Origin of the sequence: Oribacterium sp. Sow4_G1_1, assembly GCF_052116105.1 — a bacterium.
Lineage (GTDB): Bacteria > Bacillota > Clostridia > Lachnospirales > Lachnospiraceae > Oribacterium.
Map to the genome: position 1 here is coordinate 123,598 of NZ_JBQKLS010000003.1, position 17,370 is coordinate 140,967.

Sequence of the window (17,370 nt, forward strand, 5' to 3'; positions counted from 1 at the left end):
TAGAATATTTTAACAAAAACTTAACGGTGCCTGGCCCCAATGTCAAATAGCAAAAGATCATTCCGAAGGACGATCCTTTGCTCCTTCGCTGAGCTCTTTGCTTCTATCATTGCAATAACTTTCTCCGCTAGGTATAATCAAAAAGGTCATTCTACAACCTCAAAGAAGGGATTTCTATGATAGAACAGCTCATTGCCGAAGCAACAGAATGTGATTTCAAAGTTGCTCTCGAAACAAAAAAGCCAAAAAGCTGGTTAAAAAGTGTCAGTGCCTTTTCCAATGGAATCGGCGGCACTCTGTTTTTCGGAGTCTCTGATGACCGGGAGCCTATCGGCTTGTCCGATGTTCAAAAGGATGCTGAAGCGATCAGCCGCTTAATCAAAGAACGTATCACACCATTACCGCAGTTTATCTTAAAGCCATTGCAGGAAGATGGTAAAAACCTGTTGGCTCTGGAGGTTTCTCCTGGCCGCAGCACCCCATACTATTACAAGGCAGACGGAGTGATGGAAGCATATATCCGTGTTGGAAATGAAAGCGTAATTGCACCGGATTACATTGTGAATGAACTGATCTTAAAGGGAACCAATCAGTCCTTTGACACCTTAACAACAGAAGCTGTGAAAAAGGATTACAGCTTCACACTCCTGGAGGCAACCTATCTGGAACGAACCGGCCTCCGCTTCGAGTCATCCGATTATGTCTCTTTCGGTTTGGCTGACAAAAATGGGTTCCTGACCAATGCCGGAAAGCTCATGACCGATCAGCACACAGTTTATAACTCCCGTATGTTCTGTACCCGGTGGAACGGCTTGGAAAAAGGCTCTATCTTTGATGATGCGCTGGACGATAAAGAATACGAAGGGAATCTGATTTATCTACTGAAAAGCGGCAGTGAATTTATTCGCAATAATTCCAAAGTCCGTTTTGTCAAAGAGGCACAGTATCGTGTAGACAAGCCGGATTATGCTGAACGAGCTGTGACTGAGGCTCTTGTCAATGCGCTTATCCATCGTGATTATATTGTGCTTGGCAGCGAAATCCATATTGATATGTTTGATGATCGGGTGGAAATCACATCTCCTGGCGGCATGTTTGGCGGCGGCTCAATTCAGGAATACAATATTTACAGTATTCGTTCGATGCGACGAAACCCTGTGATTGCTGACCTGTTCCACCGTATGAAGTACATGGAACGCCGTGGAAGTGGCCTGCGCAAAATCGTCAGTGAAACTGAAAAGCTGCCTGGATACACAGCGGCATATAAGCCTGAATTTTCCTCAACAGCGACAGATTTCAGAGTCATCTTGAAAAATGTAAACTACAACATGTGCGGTGCTTCCGTACATGATGCCGCACATGATACAGCACATGATGCCGCGCATGATACATCTGTGATCAGCAAGCAAAACTTGCTATTGAAATTTTGTGCAGATCCTAAAAGTCGAGATGAAATGCAAGCATATATTGATGTTTCCAGCCGTTCTCACTTCAGCAAATATTACCTCAAGCCTTTATTATCTTCTGGTAAACTTGAAATGATGTTTCCAGACAAGCCCAAAAGCAAAAATCAGAAATACACTACCGTTCATTCCAAATAACCAAGAAGCAGGGCATTGGGTCTCATCTCCCATTGTCCTGCTTCTTTTCATTCCAAATAATCCTTATGCATATCAGGACTAATCGGCACTTCCATCTCAACCCGGAAGTCTCTCTTTTTTTCTTTCCTAAGTCACTTTTTAGTTAAAAGAGCTACCGTCTCCACATGTACCGTTTCCGGGAAGTTATCCACCGGGCGGACGTGGCGGAGCTCATAGCCGGCGGCGCGGAGGTACTTCACGTCGCGGGCGAGGGTGGCGGAGTCGCAGCTCACGTACACGAGCTTTTCCGGAGCCATCTGGACGATGGTGTTCAGGGCCTTCTCATCGCAGCCCTTTCGTGGCGGGTCGACACAGACGACGTCAATGCACTCGTCCGGGTGTGCTTCATACCAGGCCGGGAGCACTTCTTCGGCCGCACCGACGTAGAACTCTGCGTTCGTGATGCCATTCAGCGTCGCGTTCTGGCGGGCATCCTCGATGGCCTCCGGGATAATCTCGACGCCATAGACTTGCTTCGCCTTCTGGCTTAAGAAAAGGGAGATCGTACCGATACCGCAGTAGAGATCCCAAACATTTTCCGTGCCCTGAAGGTCGGCGAATTCGAGCGCCGCGCCGTACATCTCTTCGGTCTGCACCGGGTTCACCTGGTAGAAGCTGAGCGGTGAGATGCGGAAGCGGACCTCGCCGATGGAATCTTCGATATATCCAGGGCCATAGAGATGCACGATCTTCGTCCCCATAATCACATTTGTATTTTCCATGTTCACGGAGAAGCTCAGGCTGTCCACATGCGGGCACTCCTTCGCACATCCGTTCCTGTCATCCGCTGCTTTATCCACATCCGCAGCGCGGCCATCCGACACATTTTCGCCGTTTTCCACCGTATCTGCGGAATCAACGCTGCGCAGCTCTGCTGCCGCGCCCGTCTGTCCACCATGCCCACAGAGCTTCTCCACCAGCGCCTCCTGGTGCGGGAGGCTCGTGCCGTTGATGACGAGGCAGACCATGTGCTGGCCGGAGCGGAAGCCCTTGCGACAGAGTACATGACGCACGAGGCCTTCGCCGCTCTTCTCGTCATATGGATCAATGCTGTAGTCCTCCATCCAGGTGACGATGGCTTCCAGTATCGCCTTATTTTCTTCGACGCCGAGGAGGCAGTCGTCGCAGGCGATGACGTCGTGGGTCCGGCCGGCGTAGAAGCCGGCGATGATCTTTCCGGACTTGTCACGGCGGATCGGGTACTGCGCCTTGTTCCGGTATCGGAACGGACTCTCCATGCCGACGATCGGCTGGAAGACCTCATCGAGAAGCGCCTGCGGCACCTCGCCGATGCGAAGCAGGTTGTTGTAGACCTTCTCCTGCTTGAAGTGGAGCTGTGCCGGGTAGCGCATCTGCTGGAGCTGGCAGCCGCCACACTGACGGGCGATCGGGCAGGCCGGGGTCTCCCGCGCCGGGCTCGGCGTAACGAGCTTCACGAGGCGGGCGAAGCCGTAATGCTTCTTCACCTTCGTCGCGGCGGCGATGACCTCATCACCGATGACCGTATCCTTGATGAACCAGACGAACTGGCCCTCGGTCTTTCCGATGCCGAGTCCCTCACTGGAGTAATCTGTAATCTTTACCTGAAACTGCTGATTTTTTTCCATAAATTTTATTCTTCTCTCTTCACACGCCGGATCTTCTGTACCGAAAGCCAGAGGATGCCGCCGAGGGCCGCGACCGCGAGGCACCAGCCCCACCATGGCATGTGCTCAACATTATAGCAACGCACATTGACCCACATGCTGTTGATCGCCTGGTTCTTCGCATCATCGAAGTACTGCATGATGCAGGTGCGGTGGATGTTTTCGGTGCTCGGATACTGTGCGCCGAGCTGCCGGCGGGTCTGCTCCTCCGGAACGGTCAGCACATAATCCGGATCTACGGTCTCGTCGTCGCCGGTGAAGAAGTAGGTCACATCGTACGGTACGGTGTCCTCCTCGCCTTCCTCCGCGCCGTAGTTCCAGTCGAGGTACTCAAGGATACGCGGATCATCACCACCCGATACGAAGGAGGTGTAGCCGATGTAGTACATGTTCCGGATTGCGTTATCCGGGCGGGACAGGAAATTGATCCACGCCTCGGCCGCCTGCTGCTTCGCCGGATCATCATGGATGCCGTTCTTCAGCATGATCCAGCCATCGAAGTAGATGTTGGACGCCTCATCCGGCATCGCAAATTCGAGCTCGTAGCCATCCTCCTCGGCCTGATCCATGGTATAGACGGCATCGCCGGACCACTGGTAATTGCCCGCCACCTTTCCGGTGACCATGTCTGCCTTTCCGGAATCGACCTCGAAGCTGTAGACATTGTCCTTCATGCCTTGCAGCCAGTCCTGCACACGATCGATCATCTCCGGCGAGGTGTCGTTTAAGTGGCTCTCCAGCTTCTCCTTATAGTCCGGATCCGCGAGAAAGGCTTCACTCGTCAGCTCGTCGTGGTTCAGCGCACCGACCGCGGCGAAGTAGCACTCACGCACACTGTCCTTGATGGTGACGCGCTTCCGGAACTTCGGATTCGTCAGCACATCCCAGGTGGAGGCCTCCTCACGGGTCATCAGCTCCGGGTTATACACGATGCCGGTGACGCCCCACATATAGCCGGCGGCATAGCGACTCCATGGCTCGCCGTGGATCTCGTGGTCCTCGAAGATCTTTCGAAGATACGGGGACACGCCCTTGATGTAGTAGTTATGCTCGTCCGTCGTGTCGAAGAAGTGCTCAGAAAGCGGCTGAACCTTGCCCTCACTGATCAGCTTCATGAACATGTACTCGGACGGGCAGATGAGGTCGTAGGTGTCGCCGAGGGTCAGCATGTTGTAGAGATCCTCGTTGGTACCGAAGGTGGAGTACTCGACCTTCACCTTCTGGCCGTAGGTCTCCTGGTACCAGTCCTCGAAGTCCTTCACCAGCGAATTTTCACCGAGGATATCCCCGCTTGGGAGGTCAATGACTTCATCAGCGTTCCACCCGCCCTGGTCGATGTACTCCTCCCAGTTGCAGACGCGCAGCGTGATGGTATCGTCGGACTTCGGGGCAGCGAAGGCCTCGAGGGTGCCGAGCGATGGAAGGAAGGAACTCAGTGCGAGGCACCCCGCCGTGAGAAGGGCGAGCGGCTTCCGGCTGCGATCGCCGACTGTCTGGCGCATGCCGTGTACTGTCCGGCGCGTGCCCGATGGAAGCATTGACCTGCGATAGGATGTAAACAGTTTATCCATGTACCGGCTCCTTTCTCTTCTCCTCCTGGATGGCACGGTAGTTTCCGACGGCCACCACCAGAATCACGATGAGGAAAATCACCGTCGACAGGGCCCAGAGTGCGGTCTTGATCGTCGTCTGGGAACCCTTCGTCGCGTTCACGACGTAGGTGCTGATGGTATCAAACATCGCCGGCTTCGTGTAGGTCGCGATGAAGTAATCGTCGAGGGACAGGGTGATGGCGAGGCCGAAGCCGGAGACGATGCCCGGCATGATCTGCGGGATCACGACCTGCTTCAGCGCGCGGAACGGAGTGGCCCCAAGGTCGAGCGCGGCCTCATAGAGGCTGGAGTCCATCTGCTGGATCTTCGGCATGACATTCAGGAACACAAATGGTGCGCTCAGGGTCACATGGCCGATGAGCAGCGGGATGTAGGTATCCTTGCTGATGCGCATGACGACGACCATCAGTACACAGATGGAGAAGCCGGTCACGACGTCGGCATTGATGACCGGAATCTGGTTCATCGTGCTCATCGCGGTCTTCACGCGCTCCTTCGAGTAGAAGGCGCCGATGGCACCGAGGCTGCCGAGGATGGTCGCGATCAGCGCCGAGGTGACGGCCAGGGTCAGGGTACCGAAGATCATCGTCCGAAGCTCCTCGGTCGTGAAGAGGGTCACATAGTTCTGAAGGGAGAAGCCGCGGATCGTACCGATCGTCGTGGCGTCGGTGAAGCTGTAGACGGCGAGGATCAGGATCGGCAGATACAGAAGGAGCAGCATCGCCACGAAAAATATGGATTTCCAGAGCTTTTTCATCACAGTACCGAGCCTCCTCTCCGGTGGTCGTCCTCACCCGTGCCGGTCAGCAGGGTGAAGAGGCAGATAAATGCCAGCAGGATCAGTGCGATCATGGAGCCTCCGTGCCAGTTGTACGCAGAGAAGTAGCTTCCGATGAGCGATCCCATGATATAGGTGCTGTTGTACAGCATGTCGAGCACAACATAGTTCGTCATCGCCGGCAGGAAAACCATCGAGATACCGCTGACGACGCCCGGCATCGAGAGCGGCAGGGTCACCTTCCAGAACGCCGTCTTCTCATCCGCGCCGAGATCAGCGGCGGCCTCCAGCAGGGAGTGGTCGAGTCGTGAAATCGTCGTATAGATCGGAAGGATCATAAACGGCAGGAAATCATAGCTCATACCGATGACCGCATTGAGAAACGGATGCATCGCGAGGTTGCCTTCAAGGAAGGTCAGCACCTCCTTCAGTGCCGTGATGCGCAGTGAGAAATTGATCCACATCGGCATCACGAAGATCATCACGATGACCGACTTCGCGCGGAAGTGGCTGGTCGCGAGGATGTACGCGAGCGGATACGCCAGCAGGACGCAGACGATGGTCGTCACTGCAGCGATCGCGAGGCTGTAAAACAGGGTGCCCACGGTGTTCGGATTCGTGAAAAAGCCGATGAAGTTCATCAGCGTGAACTGTCCGGAGCCGTTCGTGAAGGCATAGTAGAACAGCACCGCCAGCGGTGCAATCACAAACAGAATCAAAAAGAGCATATACGGGATGCCCAGATTTTTTCTGGAGAAACGCATAGATCGGCTCCTTTCTACTTCTTGATCGTAAAGCTCATCTTCTCGGTCGGCATGATGAGTCCGACACGGTCACCCATGTTCCAGAGGTCCTCATCGTAGACGGCGAAGTCCTGCTCGAGCTCGGTGTGGATGATGTAGAGGTAGTGGGATCCGAGGTAGATCAGGTTACTGATGTTGCCCTGGATGAGACCCTCCTCCTGGTTATCGGTCATGTCGATGTCCTCCGGCTGGATGGACGCCATGACGCGGATACGGCTGAGGTCGATGACTTCACCGTTCGCGTCGATGATGGTACCGTCCTCCTGACGCTTGCCACCCTTGATGAGCTTCGTGAGGCTCGCGTGGAGCAGCTGGCCGTTGTACTCGAGACGATAGTCCTTGTTGATATCTACCTGGAAGGTATTCGTATGATCCTCTGCGATCATGATGTGAATGCCGTCCGGCTCCAGGCATATACCTACGCGGTCGCCGACATTGGCCGCCTTCGTGGAGCGGGCCACGATCTCGTTCTTTCCGGACTGGATCGTGATTTCGTAGTGCATGCCCTTGAAGATCACGGCAGTCACGACGCCACGGATGGTACCGTTCTCCGGCTTCGTGATCTCGACATCCTCTGGACGAACGACGGCGGTGATGTGGGTGCCCTCCGGGACATCATCGACGCACACGAACTCACCACCGCAGAAACGGGTGGTCAGCTTCCCGGTCATGATGCCGCCGAAGATGTTACTCTCTCCGATGAAGTCGGCCACGAAGGCGTTCTTCGGCTCGTTGTAGATGTCCTCCGGGGTGCCGATCTGCTGGATCTCACCCTCACTCATGACGACGATCTTGTCGGACATGGTGAGCGCCTCCTCCTGGTCGTGGGTGACGTAGATGAAGGTGATGCCGAGCTTGTCATGCATGGCCTTCAGCTCGATCTGCATCTCCTGACGCATCTTGAGGTCGAGCGCGCCGAGCGGCTCATCGAGGAGGAGGATCTCCGGCTCGTTTACGAGTGCACGTGCGATGGCGATACGCTGCTGCTGACCGCCGGACAGGGTCGACACACTGCGGTCCTCGAAGCCCTCGAGGTCGACGAGGCTCAGCATACGCTTCACCTTCCGATCGATGACGTCCTTCGCTACCTTCTTCTGACGGAGGCCGAAGGCGATGTTGTCATAGATGTTCATGTGCGGAAAAAGCGCATAGCGCTGGAAAACCGTATTGATCGGACGCTCGTATGGCGGAAGTGAGGTGATGGACTTTCCGTTCAGGAGGATCTCGCCCGAGGTCGGGATGTCGAAGCCTGCGATCATCCGAAGGGTCGTCGTCTTCCCACAGCCGGACGGGCCGAGGAAGGTGACGAACTCGCCGCGCTTCACTTCGAGGTTAAAATCATGTACGGCGATGAAACCGTTGTCGTCGTACTGGCGCATCACATGCCTGAGCTCGATGATGTTCTCGCTTTTTACTGTTTCGTTTCCCATAATTCTTTCCCTTTATATATAAATAATATATGCGTTCAGTGTAGTGGGGACTCGGAGGGGCGGCAACGAAGGCACAGTACTCCGAGACCGGTGAAATCTAAGCCGGGTCCCCATTTGCTTGAACTGTAACTGAAACTTAAAACTCCGGCGGCGTGCTGATCCAGAGGAACTTCGCGGGCTTCGCGCTCGGATTCTCGATCCGGTGGACCTGCGTCGTTCGGTAGTAGAAGCTCTCTCCGGCCTTCACCGTGTAAACCGCCTCCCCGAAGTGCACCCGGATCTTCCCGTTCATGACATAGCCGAACTCCTCACCGGTATGCGGCTTATCCTCTTCGAGTGTCTGATGCGGGGCGAGTGTAACCAGCAGGGGTTCCATCTCGAACTTCTGCGCGGTCGGCACCAGCCACTTACGGCAGTTGCCCTGCTCATCCACCTTCTCGAAGCAGTCTGCTCCAGTGAAGACGATCTGCTCCTGCGTCGATTCCTTGAAAAATTCACCGGGCGTCGTCCCGAGGCACTCGATGAGATCCATCAGCGTCACCACCGACGGCGACACCTGCCCCCGCTCCAGCTGCGAAATAAAGCCCTTCGTCAGCTCCGTCCGATCCGCCAGCTCCTGCTGCGTGAGACCGTTTCGGTTCCGGAGATTCTTGATTTTCCGCCCGATCTCGACGTTCACCTGCTCTGCTGCCATGAGCGCTTCCCTTCCTGTGTATAACATGATAATTTCGTCTTCCGTCCCAGCTGATTCGCATCGTAATCCTGCAAAACCATGTCATGTACACACTAAACTTTTTGCTAAACTTGCAATATGCTATCACTAAACTTTTAAGCCGGAATTCATTATACTATAACTAAACTTTTAATCAATTAATAATTGACTTTTTACAGAAAAAATCGAACAAACTTGCAATGCAGCCCTATGGAGATCCAGATGGGTGGCGCGGTGGACGTTGCTGGTACCGGTCGCATAGCCCTTTACTATGGAAATCTGAATGGGTGGCACGGAGGGGCTCCCGGCCCATACTGTCACATTCCTATCTAATATGGTTTGATTTTGAAAATACTGGATACGTTTTTTGACCATAATCATCGAAATTGATTGTGAAGTATCCACTTTTAGGCGATTCCAAAAATATTGGATACGAAAAGCTTTATTTCATAAGAGCTCTCCGGGGTCTGGTATCCAGTATTTAAAAAAAGAAGTTATATTGGATATCTGCTTAAAGATATGTTTCTTTGAAGCACGAAATACATATCCACTATTTGAAAAATCGAGGAAGATTGGATAGTACGCATATATGCGTATGCCTGATTCTACGGAAAACTATCCAATAAGCGCCCTATCTCGAAATCGTGGATATTTTAGCTCTGTGTGCAAAAATGGTAAACGTTGCTGAAAGTATCCACGATTTCGAAATCCGTCGGTTATTGGATAGTGCCATCCATCTTTATCTAATTCCCCCACCCCGGGATTTTACGTGCATGACGCAATGGAACGTTGCGAGATGCCTTCGCTTGTGTTAGTATGGGCGACAGTGACGCGTATCCATAGACGCGCCCGGAACCTGTGATGATTTCCACGAAAAAGCGATGAGGATACCGTACCCCTCATCCGACGATGAGAAATCGTTGTGTTATTTAGAGCTATGGATTAGAAAGAATACATAAATGGAATTTAACGAGTTTTTCAGAGAACAGAACGCATCCACCCAGAACGGCGGAATGCGCTTTATTGAGAGCTTCTATGACGGCATGCGGGTAGCGGATATCTACCTCGTAAAGACGAAGAACGCTGCGCTCACGAAGAATGGTAAGGAGTACCTGAACGTGACGCTGCAGGATCGCACCGGTCAGGTGGATGCGAAGGTATGGGAGCCAAACTCCCCGGGCATCGCAGAATTCGATGTACTCGACTACGTCTATGTCGAGGGCAATGTCACCGTTTATAATGGCAGCAACCAGCTGAGCATCCAGCGCCTCCGCGTGGCGAAGGAGGGCTCCTTCGATCCGAAGAATTATCTTCCGGTGTCCGGTCGTCCGATCCCGGAGATGGATCAGGAGCTGCAGCAGATGATCAAGTCGGTGAAAAATCCGTACCTGAACAAGCTGCTCAATATGATCTTCCTCGAGAATGAAGGCTTCCATAAGGAGTTCATGCAGCACTCTGCCGCAAAGTCCGTACACCACGGCTACGTCGGCGGTCTCGCAGAGCATACCCTGTCGGTCGCAGCCATCTGTGATTTCTATGCGAAGCATTACCCGGATCTGCACCGTGACCTGCTGATCACCGCGGCGCTCTGCCACGACATCGGAAAGGTACAGGAGCTGACCGCGTTCCCACGCAACGATTACAGCGATGTCGGACAGCTGATCGGTCATATCGTCATCGGCTATCAGGCTGTTATCAATACGGCAAAGAAGATTCCGGATTTTCCGGAGACCCTCGCCGCAGAGCTTGGTCACTGCATCCTCGCGCACCATGGTGAGCTCGAGTACGGCTCCCCGAAGAAGCCGGCACTGATGGAGGCGATGGCACTTTCCTTCGCCGACAACGTCGATGCGAAGCTCGAAACCATGCGCGAAGCCATCGCTGCCGCAGGTAAGAACGGCAAGGCGCCGGACAGCAACGGCTGGCTCGGCTTCAACCGCCTCATCGACTCAAACCTTCGAAAGACCAGCGACCTTTCATAAATCATAAGTGAACGAAACGCCGTCACACAGAGGATATCCTCCGTGTGGCGGCGTTTTTTAGAATTCACCGACAGAAATCGGCGAGGAGCCTCGGAGTACTGTGCTGCTGTTGCCGACTCTCCGGGGCTTCTCGTTTAGATTTTTCCGGTCTCGGAGTACTGTGCTGCTGATGGCAGTCCTCCGGGGCTCCTCGTAAAATCCTCATGGAATCATCGTGCGCCGACCGTCAGCTTATACTCGACCTCACTGTACTCGGAGCCGCGCTGGCGCTGCACCTTCACCTTGATGTCGTCGCCGACCTCGAGCTCACCGAGCACCTTACGGAACGTCGGCATGTCATCGATCTCGCTGTCGTCGATCATGGTGAGGACATCACCGCTCTGGATGCCTGCATTGAACGCCGGCGAACTCTTATCGCACTCCTCGATGTAGAGGCCGGCCGGAAGTCCTGCACGGGCCATCTCGGACGTCACCTCCTGCGCATGGAAGCCGAGGTACGGGTACGCGATGCCATTCGACAGCTTCTGGATCTGTGCGAGGAAATCCGTCGCGACGGCGATGCGATGATAGCCATCCACCGTTTCCCCGAGGCGGCTGCTCACCCAGCCGATCAGCTCGCCCTTCGTATTCAGCACGAAGGCCCCGCTCTCCGGGCTCGCATGAAGATCCGCGATCATCGCGGCGATACTGCCATCGATGTAGGATGTGTTATAGCTGATGGACGAAATCCTGCCGGTCGTGCAGGATGGATAGCTGCCATCCGGGGCCCCGACCGCGAGGAGCAGGTCCCCACGCTGCAGGCGGCCTGCATTGCCGATGGTAATCGTCCGAAGCTCGTGACGGTCCTTCGCGCTGAGCGTGTGCTGGGCGATGGAAACCACCGCGATCCCATCCGCCTGGTCCTGTGCCTTCAGCTGTGCTTCATAGGAGGAACCGTTCACACTCACCGTGATCGCGTCGTTCTCCTTTATGATGTCCGCAGAGGTGAGCACCAGAAGCTCGTCACCGGTGCGTGCGATCAGGATACCGGCGGCCTGTCTGCCAGACTCCACCTCCATGCCGAACATGTCGGTGCTGGTCACGCGGCTCTCGACCTCGACGAGGCTCTGCTCCGCCTGCTGCGCGACATGCTTGAGCGCCGCGTTCAGCTTCTCGTAATCCGCCACCGTGTACGCATAATCTGCGAGCTCCTGCCGCACGATGTCCTCGACTGGGCTCGTCTCCGGCGGGGCACTCACTTCCGCAGCCTGTACCACTTCTGCAGTGGACTGTCCGACTTCCCCGGATGCCTCTGCTGTGGTTTCCGCTTCAGATGGAGCACTGCCCCCGGCTGTACTCTCTTCCGGAAGTGCAGCACCGCCCTCCGAAGCGATCACTTCCGTTTCCAGGACGACAGCCTCGCTCTCCATCGGATGCAGGCGCTCCCGGATCTCCGGCTCCAGGCCACCGAAAACAGCGGCGCTGACGGAACCAAACAGAAGTGCGGAAATCAGCACACGTGCATAGTGCCGCGTACGCTTCTTCCAGTCTCCCTTCCGACCTACGATATTTTCTTTGATAAAGTCTTTTTCTGCCATAGCACAATTATAACCATGAAGATATTTTCACGCAAGAAATTTGCCTTCATGTGCTATACTGATAGGCATGAATGAAAAAGTATTACACACACTCGAATTTAATAAGATTAAGGATCGCCTGACAGACTGTGCGAGCTCCCAGGAGGGACGCAAGCTCGTCCAGGCGCTGCTGCCATCGACGGATCTCGCAGAGATCGATCGAAACCTCGCGGAAACCGACGCGGCCATGCTCCGGATCGGTCTCTATGGCACGCTTTCATTTTCCGGCGTGAAGGACGTCCGTGACAGCCTGAAGCGGCTCGAGATCGCGGCTTCTCTGTCCGCGGCAGAGCTGCTCTCCATCAGTGGCGTGCTGACCGTCGCCGGTCGTGCGAAGGCCTATGCCCGTGACAGTGAGAAGACACCGGAGGCACCGAAGCCGGTGCCACGGGCGGTGCGTTTAAACGCCCACTACACAAAGAATCAGCCGGATCCGGAGAAGCTCCGGGAGGACGCGGCAGACGATGCACTGTCGCCGTACTTCCGTGACATCGAGCCGCTCTCTCCGGTCAATAAGGAAATCGTCCGCTGCATCCTCTCGGAGGATGAGATCGCCGACGACGCAAGTGCCGGTCTCTTCAGCGTACGTAAGAAAAAGCATGCCCTGGAGGAGCGCATCCACACGACGCTGAACGGCATCCTGAACGGCAGCCGTGCCCTGCTGCAGGACGCGGTTATCACCATGCGCGATGGCCGCTACTGTCTCCCGGTGAAGGCGGAGTATAAGTCGAGCTTCCCGGGCATGGTCCACGACCAGAGTGCGACGGGATCGACGCTCTTCATCGAGCCGATGAGCATCGTCAAGCTGAATAATGACATCCGTGAGCTCGAGGCCGACGAAAAGAAGGAGATCGAGAAGGTCCTGGACACCCTGTCCGGCTCCCTGATGCCTTACACGAACGAGATCCGTCGGAACATCGAGATCCTCGCGCACCTCGACTTCGTCTTCGCGAAGGCGAAGCTGGCGGCCTCCATGCGGGCCACCCGTCCGGTGCTGAACGATCACTACTACATCAACATCCTGCAGGGCCGTCATCCGCTGATCGACCCGAAGAAGGTCGTGCCGATCACGGTGTACCTCGGAAAGGAATTCGATCTTCTCGTCATCACGGGACCGAACACCGGTGGTAAGACCGTGTGTCTGAAGACCATCGGTCTCTTCCAGCTGATGGGCCAGTCCGGTCTCTTCATCCCGGCCGCCGAAGGCTCGGAGCTCGGTGTGTTCGAGGAGATCTTCGCCGACATCGGTGACGAGCAGTCCATCGAACAGAATCTGTCGACCTTCTCCGCGCACATGACGAACACCGTCCGTATCCTGAGCGAGGCCGACAGCCACAGCCTCTGTCTCTTCGATGAGCTCGGTGCCGGTACCGATCCGACCGAGGGTGCGGCGCTCGCGATGGCGATCCTCAACTTCCTTCATAATATGAAGACACGGACCGTCGCGACCACCCACTACGCAGAGATCAAGGTCTATGCCCTCTCCACCGAGGGCGTCGAGAACGCGAGCTGCGAGTTCGACGTGAATACCCTGAGCCCGACCTATCGTCTGCTGATCGGTGTCCCTGGTAAGTCCAATGCTTTCGCCATCTCACAGAAGCTGGGCCTGCCATCCTACATCATCGAGGATGCGAAGAGCCGCCTCGAGAACGAGGATGTCAAGTTCGAGGATGTCATCGCGAGCCTCGAGGAGAGCCGCGTGACCGTCGAGCGTGAGCGTGAGGAGATCGCGCGCTATAAGGCGGAGATCGAGGAGTATAAGCGCCGTGCGCGGGAGAACTCCCGCGGCGTCGAGAAGGGCCGTGACAAGATTCTCCAGAAGGCCCGTGAGGAAGCCGCACAGATCCTGGCGGATGCCAAGGAAACAGCGGACTCCATCGTGAAGGAGCTCCGGAAGCAGGAGCAGAACGGTGCGGCAGTCTTCGAGGCCGACCAGACCCGCTCCACGCTGAATAAGAAGCTGCGGGAGACCCAGGCGAGCCTCTCTGCCGCACAGAAGGTAAAGGGACCGGCCCAGCCAGTATCGGCGAAGAGCCTCCGCATCGGCGACACCGTCCATGTGGCTTCCATGAACCTGAACGCCACGGTCTCGACGCTGCCGGATCGCAACGGTAAGCTCTATGTCACCGCCGGCATCATCCGCACCCAGGTATCGGTGCGCGATATCGAGCTCGTGGATACCGGAAAGGTATCCGGCCCTGGTCTCGAGCCGACGAAGAAGGGAAAGAAGTCTCATGCCGGCAACATCCGCATGCAGAAAACGATGAGCATCTCTCCGGAGATCAATCTCATCGGCCAGACCACCGCAGAGGCGATCCCGGAGCTGCAGAAGTACCTCGACGACGCCTATCTCGCGCATCTGCCGCAGGTCCGTGTCGTCCACGGACGTGGTACCGGCGTGCTCCGAAAGGCGGTGCATGCACAGCTGAAGAAGCTGAAATACGTGGATTCCTTCCGCCTCGGCGAGTTCGGCGAGGGCCAGGATGGTGTCACGATCGTCATGTTTAAGAAGTAAGGGCACGCGAGTGCCTGCGATCGATGCGCGCAGGAACCCCCGGTGAAGAAACACCGGCGGACGGGTGCCTGCGGCAGCGTCGGAAGCATTGGCAGAAGAACGAGGAGGAAAGCCGGATGGCGGAGAAACAGAAAATTCTGATCGTGGATGATGACGCTTCGATTTCGGAGCTCATCTCCCTCTATCTCGAAAAGGAGATGTTTGATACGCGCTGCGCCGCGGATGGCGAGGAGGCGCTGCAGCTCTTTCCGGAATACCAGCCAAATCTCGTGATTCTGGATCTGATGCTCCCGGGCATCGACGGCTATGAGGTCTGCCGGCGGCTCCGGGCGAGCTCGCAGGTGCCGGTCATCATGCTGTCGGCGAAGGGGGAAACCTTCGATAAGGTGCTCGGACTCGAGCTCGGCGCGGACGACTACATGGTGAAGCCGTTTGAGTCGAAGGAGCTCGTGGCGCGGGTGAAGGCGGTGCTTCGTCGCTACCAGCAGGCCCAGGCGCAGGTCAATGCTGCCGTCGATGCCGCACTCTCCGCCCAGCAGGCGAAGGCAGGCACAGGGCTCACGATGAATAGTGCCGCGGGCGCGGCTGCTGCGGGCTTCGCGAAAAACGGCGGCGTCGGCGCGGCTTCACCGCAGGCACGGATGGGCGCGGGCTTCCTCGATACGACGGGGCTTCCAGCAGCGGATGCCGACGGCAATATCACCTTCCGGGCGTATGCTGAGGGCGACAGCGGCTCCGGCGAGCTGTACACCTACAACGGACAGACCGGACAGCTGCATCGCGGTGGTACGGACGCGCGGACACATGCGACGGATATGCTCGACGCCTACCGGAACGGTGACTACATCGAGTACAAGGATCTTATCATCAATAAGTCAAATTACGCCGTTTACTACAGTGGCCATGTCGTGGAGATGCCGCCGAAGGAGCTCGAGCTTCTCTACTTCCTGGCATCCTCACCGAATCAGGTCTTCACGCGAGAGCAGCTCCTCGATCACATCTGGGGCTATGAGTTCGCCGGAGATTCCCGAACGGTCGATGTGCACATCAAGCGGCTGCGCGAGAAGCTGCCGGGGAATCCGGACTGGGAGATCTCCACGGTCTGGGGCATCGGCTACAAGTTCAGAGTCATCTAACTGAGATATCATAAAGGACCCCCGAATGGGCGTCTGCAGATGCACGATACATCTGCCGTCGCCCATCCGGGGGCCTCTTTTCATCTTATGACTCTGGCAACTCGTAGCTGGCCTGTGGCAGTGTGAAGGTGAACTCGGTGCCGACGCCCTCCGTGGAGACGCAGTCGATGTTCTCACCGTGTGCGGTGATGATGGACTTCACGATGCTGAGGCCGAGACCGGTACCGTGCTTATCCTTGCCGCGGGACTGATCCGCCTTATAGAAGCGGTCCCAGATCTTCGCGAGGTCCTGCTTCGGGATACCGATGCCGGTGTCCTTTATGGAGACGAAGACCTTCTGGCCGCGTATCCCGGTGCGGATCGCGATCGAGGATTTCGGATTACTGAACTTCAGCGCGTTATCGATCAGGTTATAGAGCACCTGCTGGATCTTGCTGTAGTCTGCGTAGACCATCTCCTTCTTCTCGGCGAAGGTCAGCTCGAAGACGAGCTCCTTCTTCTGACAGGTCATCTCGAAGCTCGCACAGACGTCACGGATCACGCGGTTCACATCAAAGTTCGTCCGGCTGAGGAAGCCCTTCTTATCCAGGGTGCCCAGACTCAGCATTGACTGCGTCAGCTTCGTAAGGCGCTCCGTCTCGGAGATCAGGCGCATGAGGTACTTCGGCTCCAGCTCCTCCGGGATCGTACCGTCGAGGATGGCCTCGAGGTAGCCCTTGATGGAGGTCAGCGGGGAGCGGAAGTCATGGCTGACGTTCGCGATGAACTGCTTCTGATAGTCGTCCGACTTCGAGATCTCATCCGACATGAAGTTCAGGGTCTCCGCAAGGTAGCCCATCTCATCCTCCGAGTTCGTCGTGATCTTGTAATGGTAGTCGCCGGCGGCATACTTCGTGGCCCCCTCCGTGATACGCTTCAGCGGGCGGTAGACGATGACATAGAAGACGGCCATGATCAGCAGCGACAGGATGAAGATGATGAGCGCCGTGAGGTAGACGATGTTCAGGATGTCGTTCTGTGAAGCGACGATGTTTTCGACCGGCTCATGGATGAGAACATAGCCGCCGGTCGTGTAGCCACGGGTCACCGGCGCCATGACCGAGAGGACCTCGTCCGGATACAGATCGTGATAGCGGCCGAGCTTATAGCGCATGCCGGTCATCGTGCTATCGAAATCCGGGATCTCGATGTTCTTATGTGCCTCCTCCGCGGTGTCGCTCAGCACCTTTCCGTTTCGGTCCACGATCCAGATGTCGACATCAAGGAAGGTGGAGACCGCCTTCATCTGCTGACTCACCGCGTCGGTGCTCAGGTTCAGGTTTCCCGTCTCGGAATAGGTCGAGGAGATCAGTGTCGCCTCACTGTAGAGACTGTTCGCCCGCTCCCGGATCAGGTAGCGGTAGGTGAGTCCGGAGGACAGGATCGCCACGACCATGAAGCCCAGCACACCGAAGACGATATACGCCACGATAAATTTTACAAATAAGGATCGTTTCACT

11 protein-coding genes and 2 pseudogenes are annotated in these 17,370 nt (G+C 55.9%); 5 read left to right on the forward strand and 8 right to left on the reverse strand.

Translation table 11 applies throughout. The features are described from left to right. The first annotated feature begins 176 nt into the window (after positions 1–176). Entirely contained in the window at positions 177–1,601 is a 1,425-nt protein-coding gene (locus ACTQ52_RS03260; protein WP_441981794.1) for an ATP-binding protein, read from the forward strand. A gap of 131 nt (positions 1,602–1,732) precedes the next feature. Here the strand turns inward: ACTQ52_RS03260 and rlmD are convergent, their stop codons facing one another. From rlmD to ACTQ52_RS03290, 6 genes are all read right to left on the reverse strand, one after another. Next, positions 1,733–3,247, reverse strand: a complete 1,515-nt coding sequence (gene rlmD / locus ACTQ52_RS03265) for a 23S rRNA (uracil(1939)-C(5))-methyltransferase RlmD (protein WP_441981795.1) — start codon at positions 3,245–3,247, stop codon at positions 1,733–1,735. Positions 3,248–3,252: 5 nt separating this feature from the next. Next, the gene (locus ACTQ52_RS03270; RefSeq protein ID WP_441981796.1) at positions 3,253–4,857 is read right to left on the reverse strand and encodes an ABC transporter substrate-binding protein; all 1,605 of its coding nucleotides are present in this window, start codon (positions 4,855–4,857) and stop codon (positions 3,253–3,255) included. Next, positions 4,850–5,656 (reverse strand): ABC transporter permease, encoded by an 807-nt coding sequence (locus ACTQ52_RS03275; protein ID WP_410044063.1) that lies wholly within the window; start codon positions 5,654–5,656, stop codon positions 4,850–4,852. Before ACTQ52_RS03275 ends, ACTQ52_RS03270 begins: the two co-directional genes overlap by 8 nt. Further along, positions 5,656–6,441: an ABC transporter permease gene (locus ACTQ52_RS03280; RefSeq protein ID WP_410044051.1), complete on the reverse strand. Its 786-nt coding sequence runs from the start codon at positions 6,439–6,441 to the stop codon at positions 5,656–5,658. Before ACTQ52_RS03280 ends, ACTQ52_RS03275 begins: the two co-directional genes overlap by 1 nt. Positions 6,442–6,455: 14 nt before the next feature. Next, complete coding sequence (gene potA, locus ACTQ52_RS03285; protein ID WP_441227381.1) at positions 6,456–7,910, reverse strand: polyamine ABC transporter ATP-binding protein; 1,455 nt, start codon at positions 7,908–7,910, stop codon at positions 6,456–6,458. A gap of 136 nt (positions 7,911–8,046) precedes the next feature. Further along, positions 8,047–8,604, reverse strand: a complete 558-nt coding sequence (locus tag ACTQ52_RS03290) for a cupin domain-containing protein (protein WP_441227380.1) — start codon at positions 8,602–8,604, stop codon at positions 8,047–8,049. Between the two features lie 1,031 nt (positions 8,605–9,635). Here ACTQ52_RS03290 and ACTQ52_RS03295 point away from each other — a divergent pair. Then, a complete protein-coding gene (locus ACTQ52_RS03295) occupies positions 9,636–10,604 on the forward strand; it encodes a 3'-5' exoribonuclease YhaM family protein (protein WP_410044054.1) in 969 nt (322 codons plus the stop codon). A 209-nt stretch (positions 10,605–10,813) separates the two neighbouring features. Here ACTQ52_RS03295 and ACTQ52_RS03300 read toward each other — a convergent pair whose 3' ends face one another. Further along, positions 10,814–12,181, reverse strand: coding sequence for a S1C family serine protease (locus ACTQ52_RS03300; RefSeq protein WP_441981797.1), 1,368 nt, complete (start codon positions 12,179–12,181; stop codon positions 10,814–10,816). A gap of 67 nt (positions 12,182–12,248) precedes the next feature. Here ACTQ52_RS03300 and ACTQ52_RS03305 point away from each other — a divergent pair, with 67 nt between their 5' ends. The 3 genes and pseudogenes from ACTQ52_RS03305 to ACTQ52_RS03315 all read left to right on the forward strand — a co-directional run. Beyond that, positions 12,249–14,735: an endonuclease MutS2 gene (locus ACTQ52_RS03305; RefSeq protein ID WP_441981798.1), complete on the forward strand. Its 2,487-nt coding sequence runs from the start codon at positions 12,249–12,251 to the stop codon at positions 14,733–14,735. A gap of 116 nt (positions 14,736–14,851) precedes the next feature. After that, a pseudogene (locus tag ACTQ52_RS03310) lies at positions 14,852–15,221 on the forward strand (response regulator); the annotation flags it as partial. A gap of 350 nt (positions 15,222–15,571) precedes the next feature. Continuing rightward, positions 15,572–15,871: pseudogene (locus tag ACTQ52_RS03315) on the forward strand (winged helix-turn-helix domain-containing protein); the annotation flags it as partial. Between the two features lie 85 nt (positions 15,872–15,956). Here ACTQ52_RS03315 and ACTQ52_RS03320 read toward each other — a convergent pair. Then, a complete protein-coding gene (locus tag ACTQ52_RS03320) occupies positions 15,957–17,369 on the reverse strand; it encodes an ATP-binding protein (RefSeq protein WP_441981799.1) in 1,413 nt (470 codons plus the stop codon). Position 17,370: the final 1 nt, after the last annotated feature.

Bases quoted from the DNA above. Each gene is read 5' to 3' on its own strand.
- ACTQ52_RS03260 (WP_441981794.1), top strand. From the start codon at position 177: ATGATAGAACAGCTCATTGCCGAAGCAACAGAATGTGATTTCAAAGTT.
- rlmD (WP_441981795.1), bottom strand. From the start codon at position 3,247: ATGGAAAAAAATCAGCAGTTTCAGGTAAAGATTACAGATTACTCCAGT.
- ACTQ52_RS03270 (WP_441981796.1), bottom strand. From the start codon at position 4,857: ATGGATAAACTGTTTACATCCTATCGCAGGTCAATGCTTCCATCGGGC.
- ACTQ52_RS03275 (WP_410044063.1), bottom strand. From the start codon at position 5,656: ATGAAAAAGCTCTGGAAATCCATATTTTTCGTGGCGATGCTGCTCCTT.
- ACTQ52_RS03280 (WP_410044051.1), bottom strand. From the start codon at position 6,441: ATGCGTTTCTCCAGAAAAAATCTGGGCATCCCGTATATGCTCTTTTTG.
- potA (WP_441227381.1), bottom strand. From the start codon at position 7,910: ATGGGAAACGAAACAGTAAAAAGCGAGAACATCATCGAGCTCAGGCAT.
- ACTQ52_RS03290 (WP_441227380.1), bottom strand. From the start codon at position 8,604: ATGGCAGCAGAGCAGGTGAACGTCGAGATCGGGCGGAAAATCAAGAAT.
- ACTQ52_RS03295 (WP_410044054.1), top strand. From the start codon at position 9,636: ATGCGCTTTATTGAGAGCTTCTATGACGGCATGCGGGTAGCGGATATC.
- ACTQ52_RS03300 (WP_441981797.1), bottom strand. From the start codon at position 12,181: ATGGCAGAAAAAGACTTTATCAAAGAAAATATCGTAGGTCGGAAGGGA.
- ACTQ52_RS03305 (WP_441981798.1), top strand. From the start codon at position 12,249: ATGAATGAAAAAGTATTACACACACTCGAATTTAATAAGATTAAGGAT.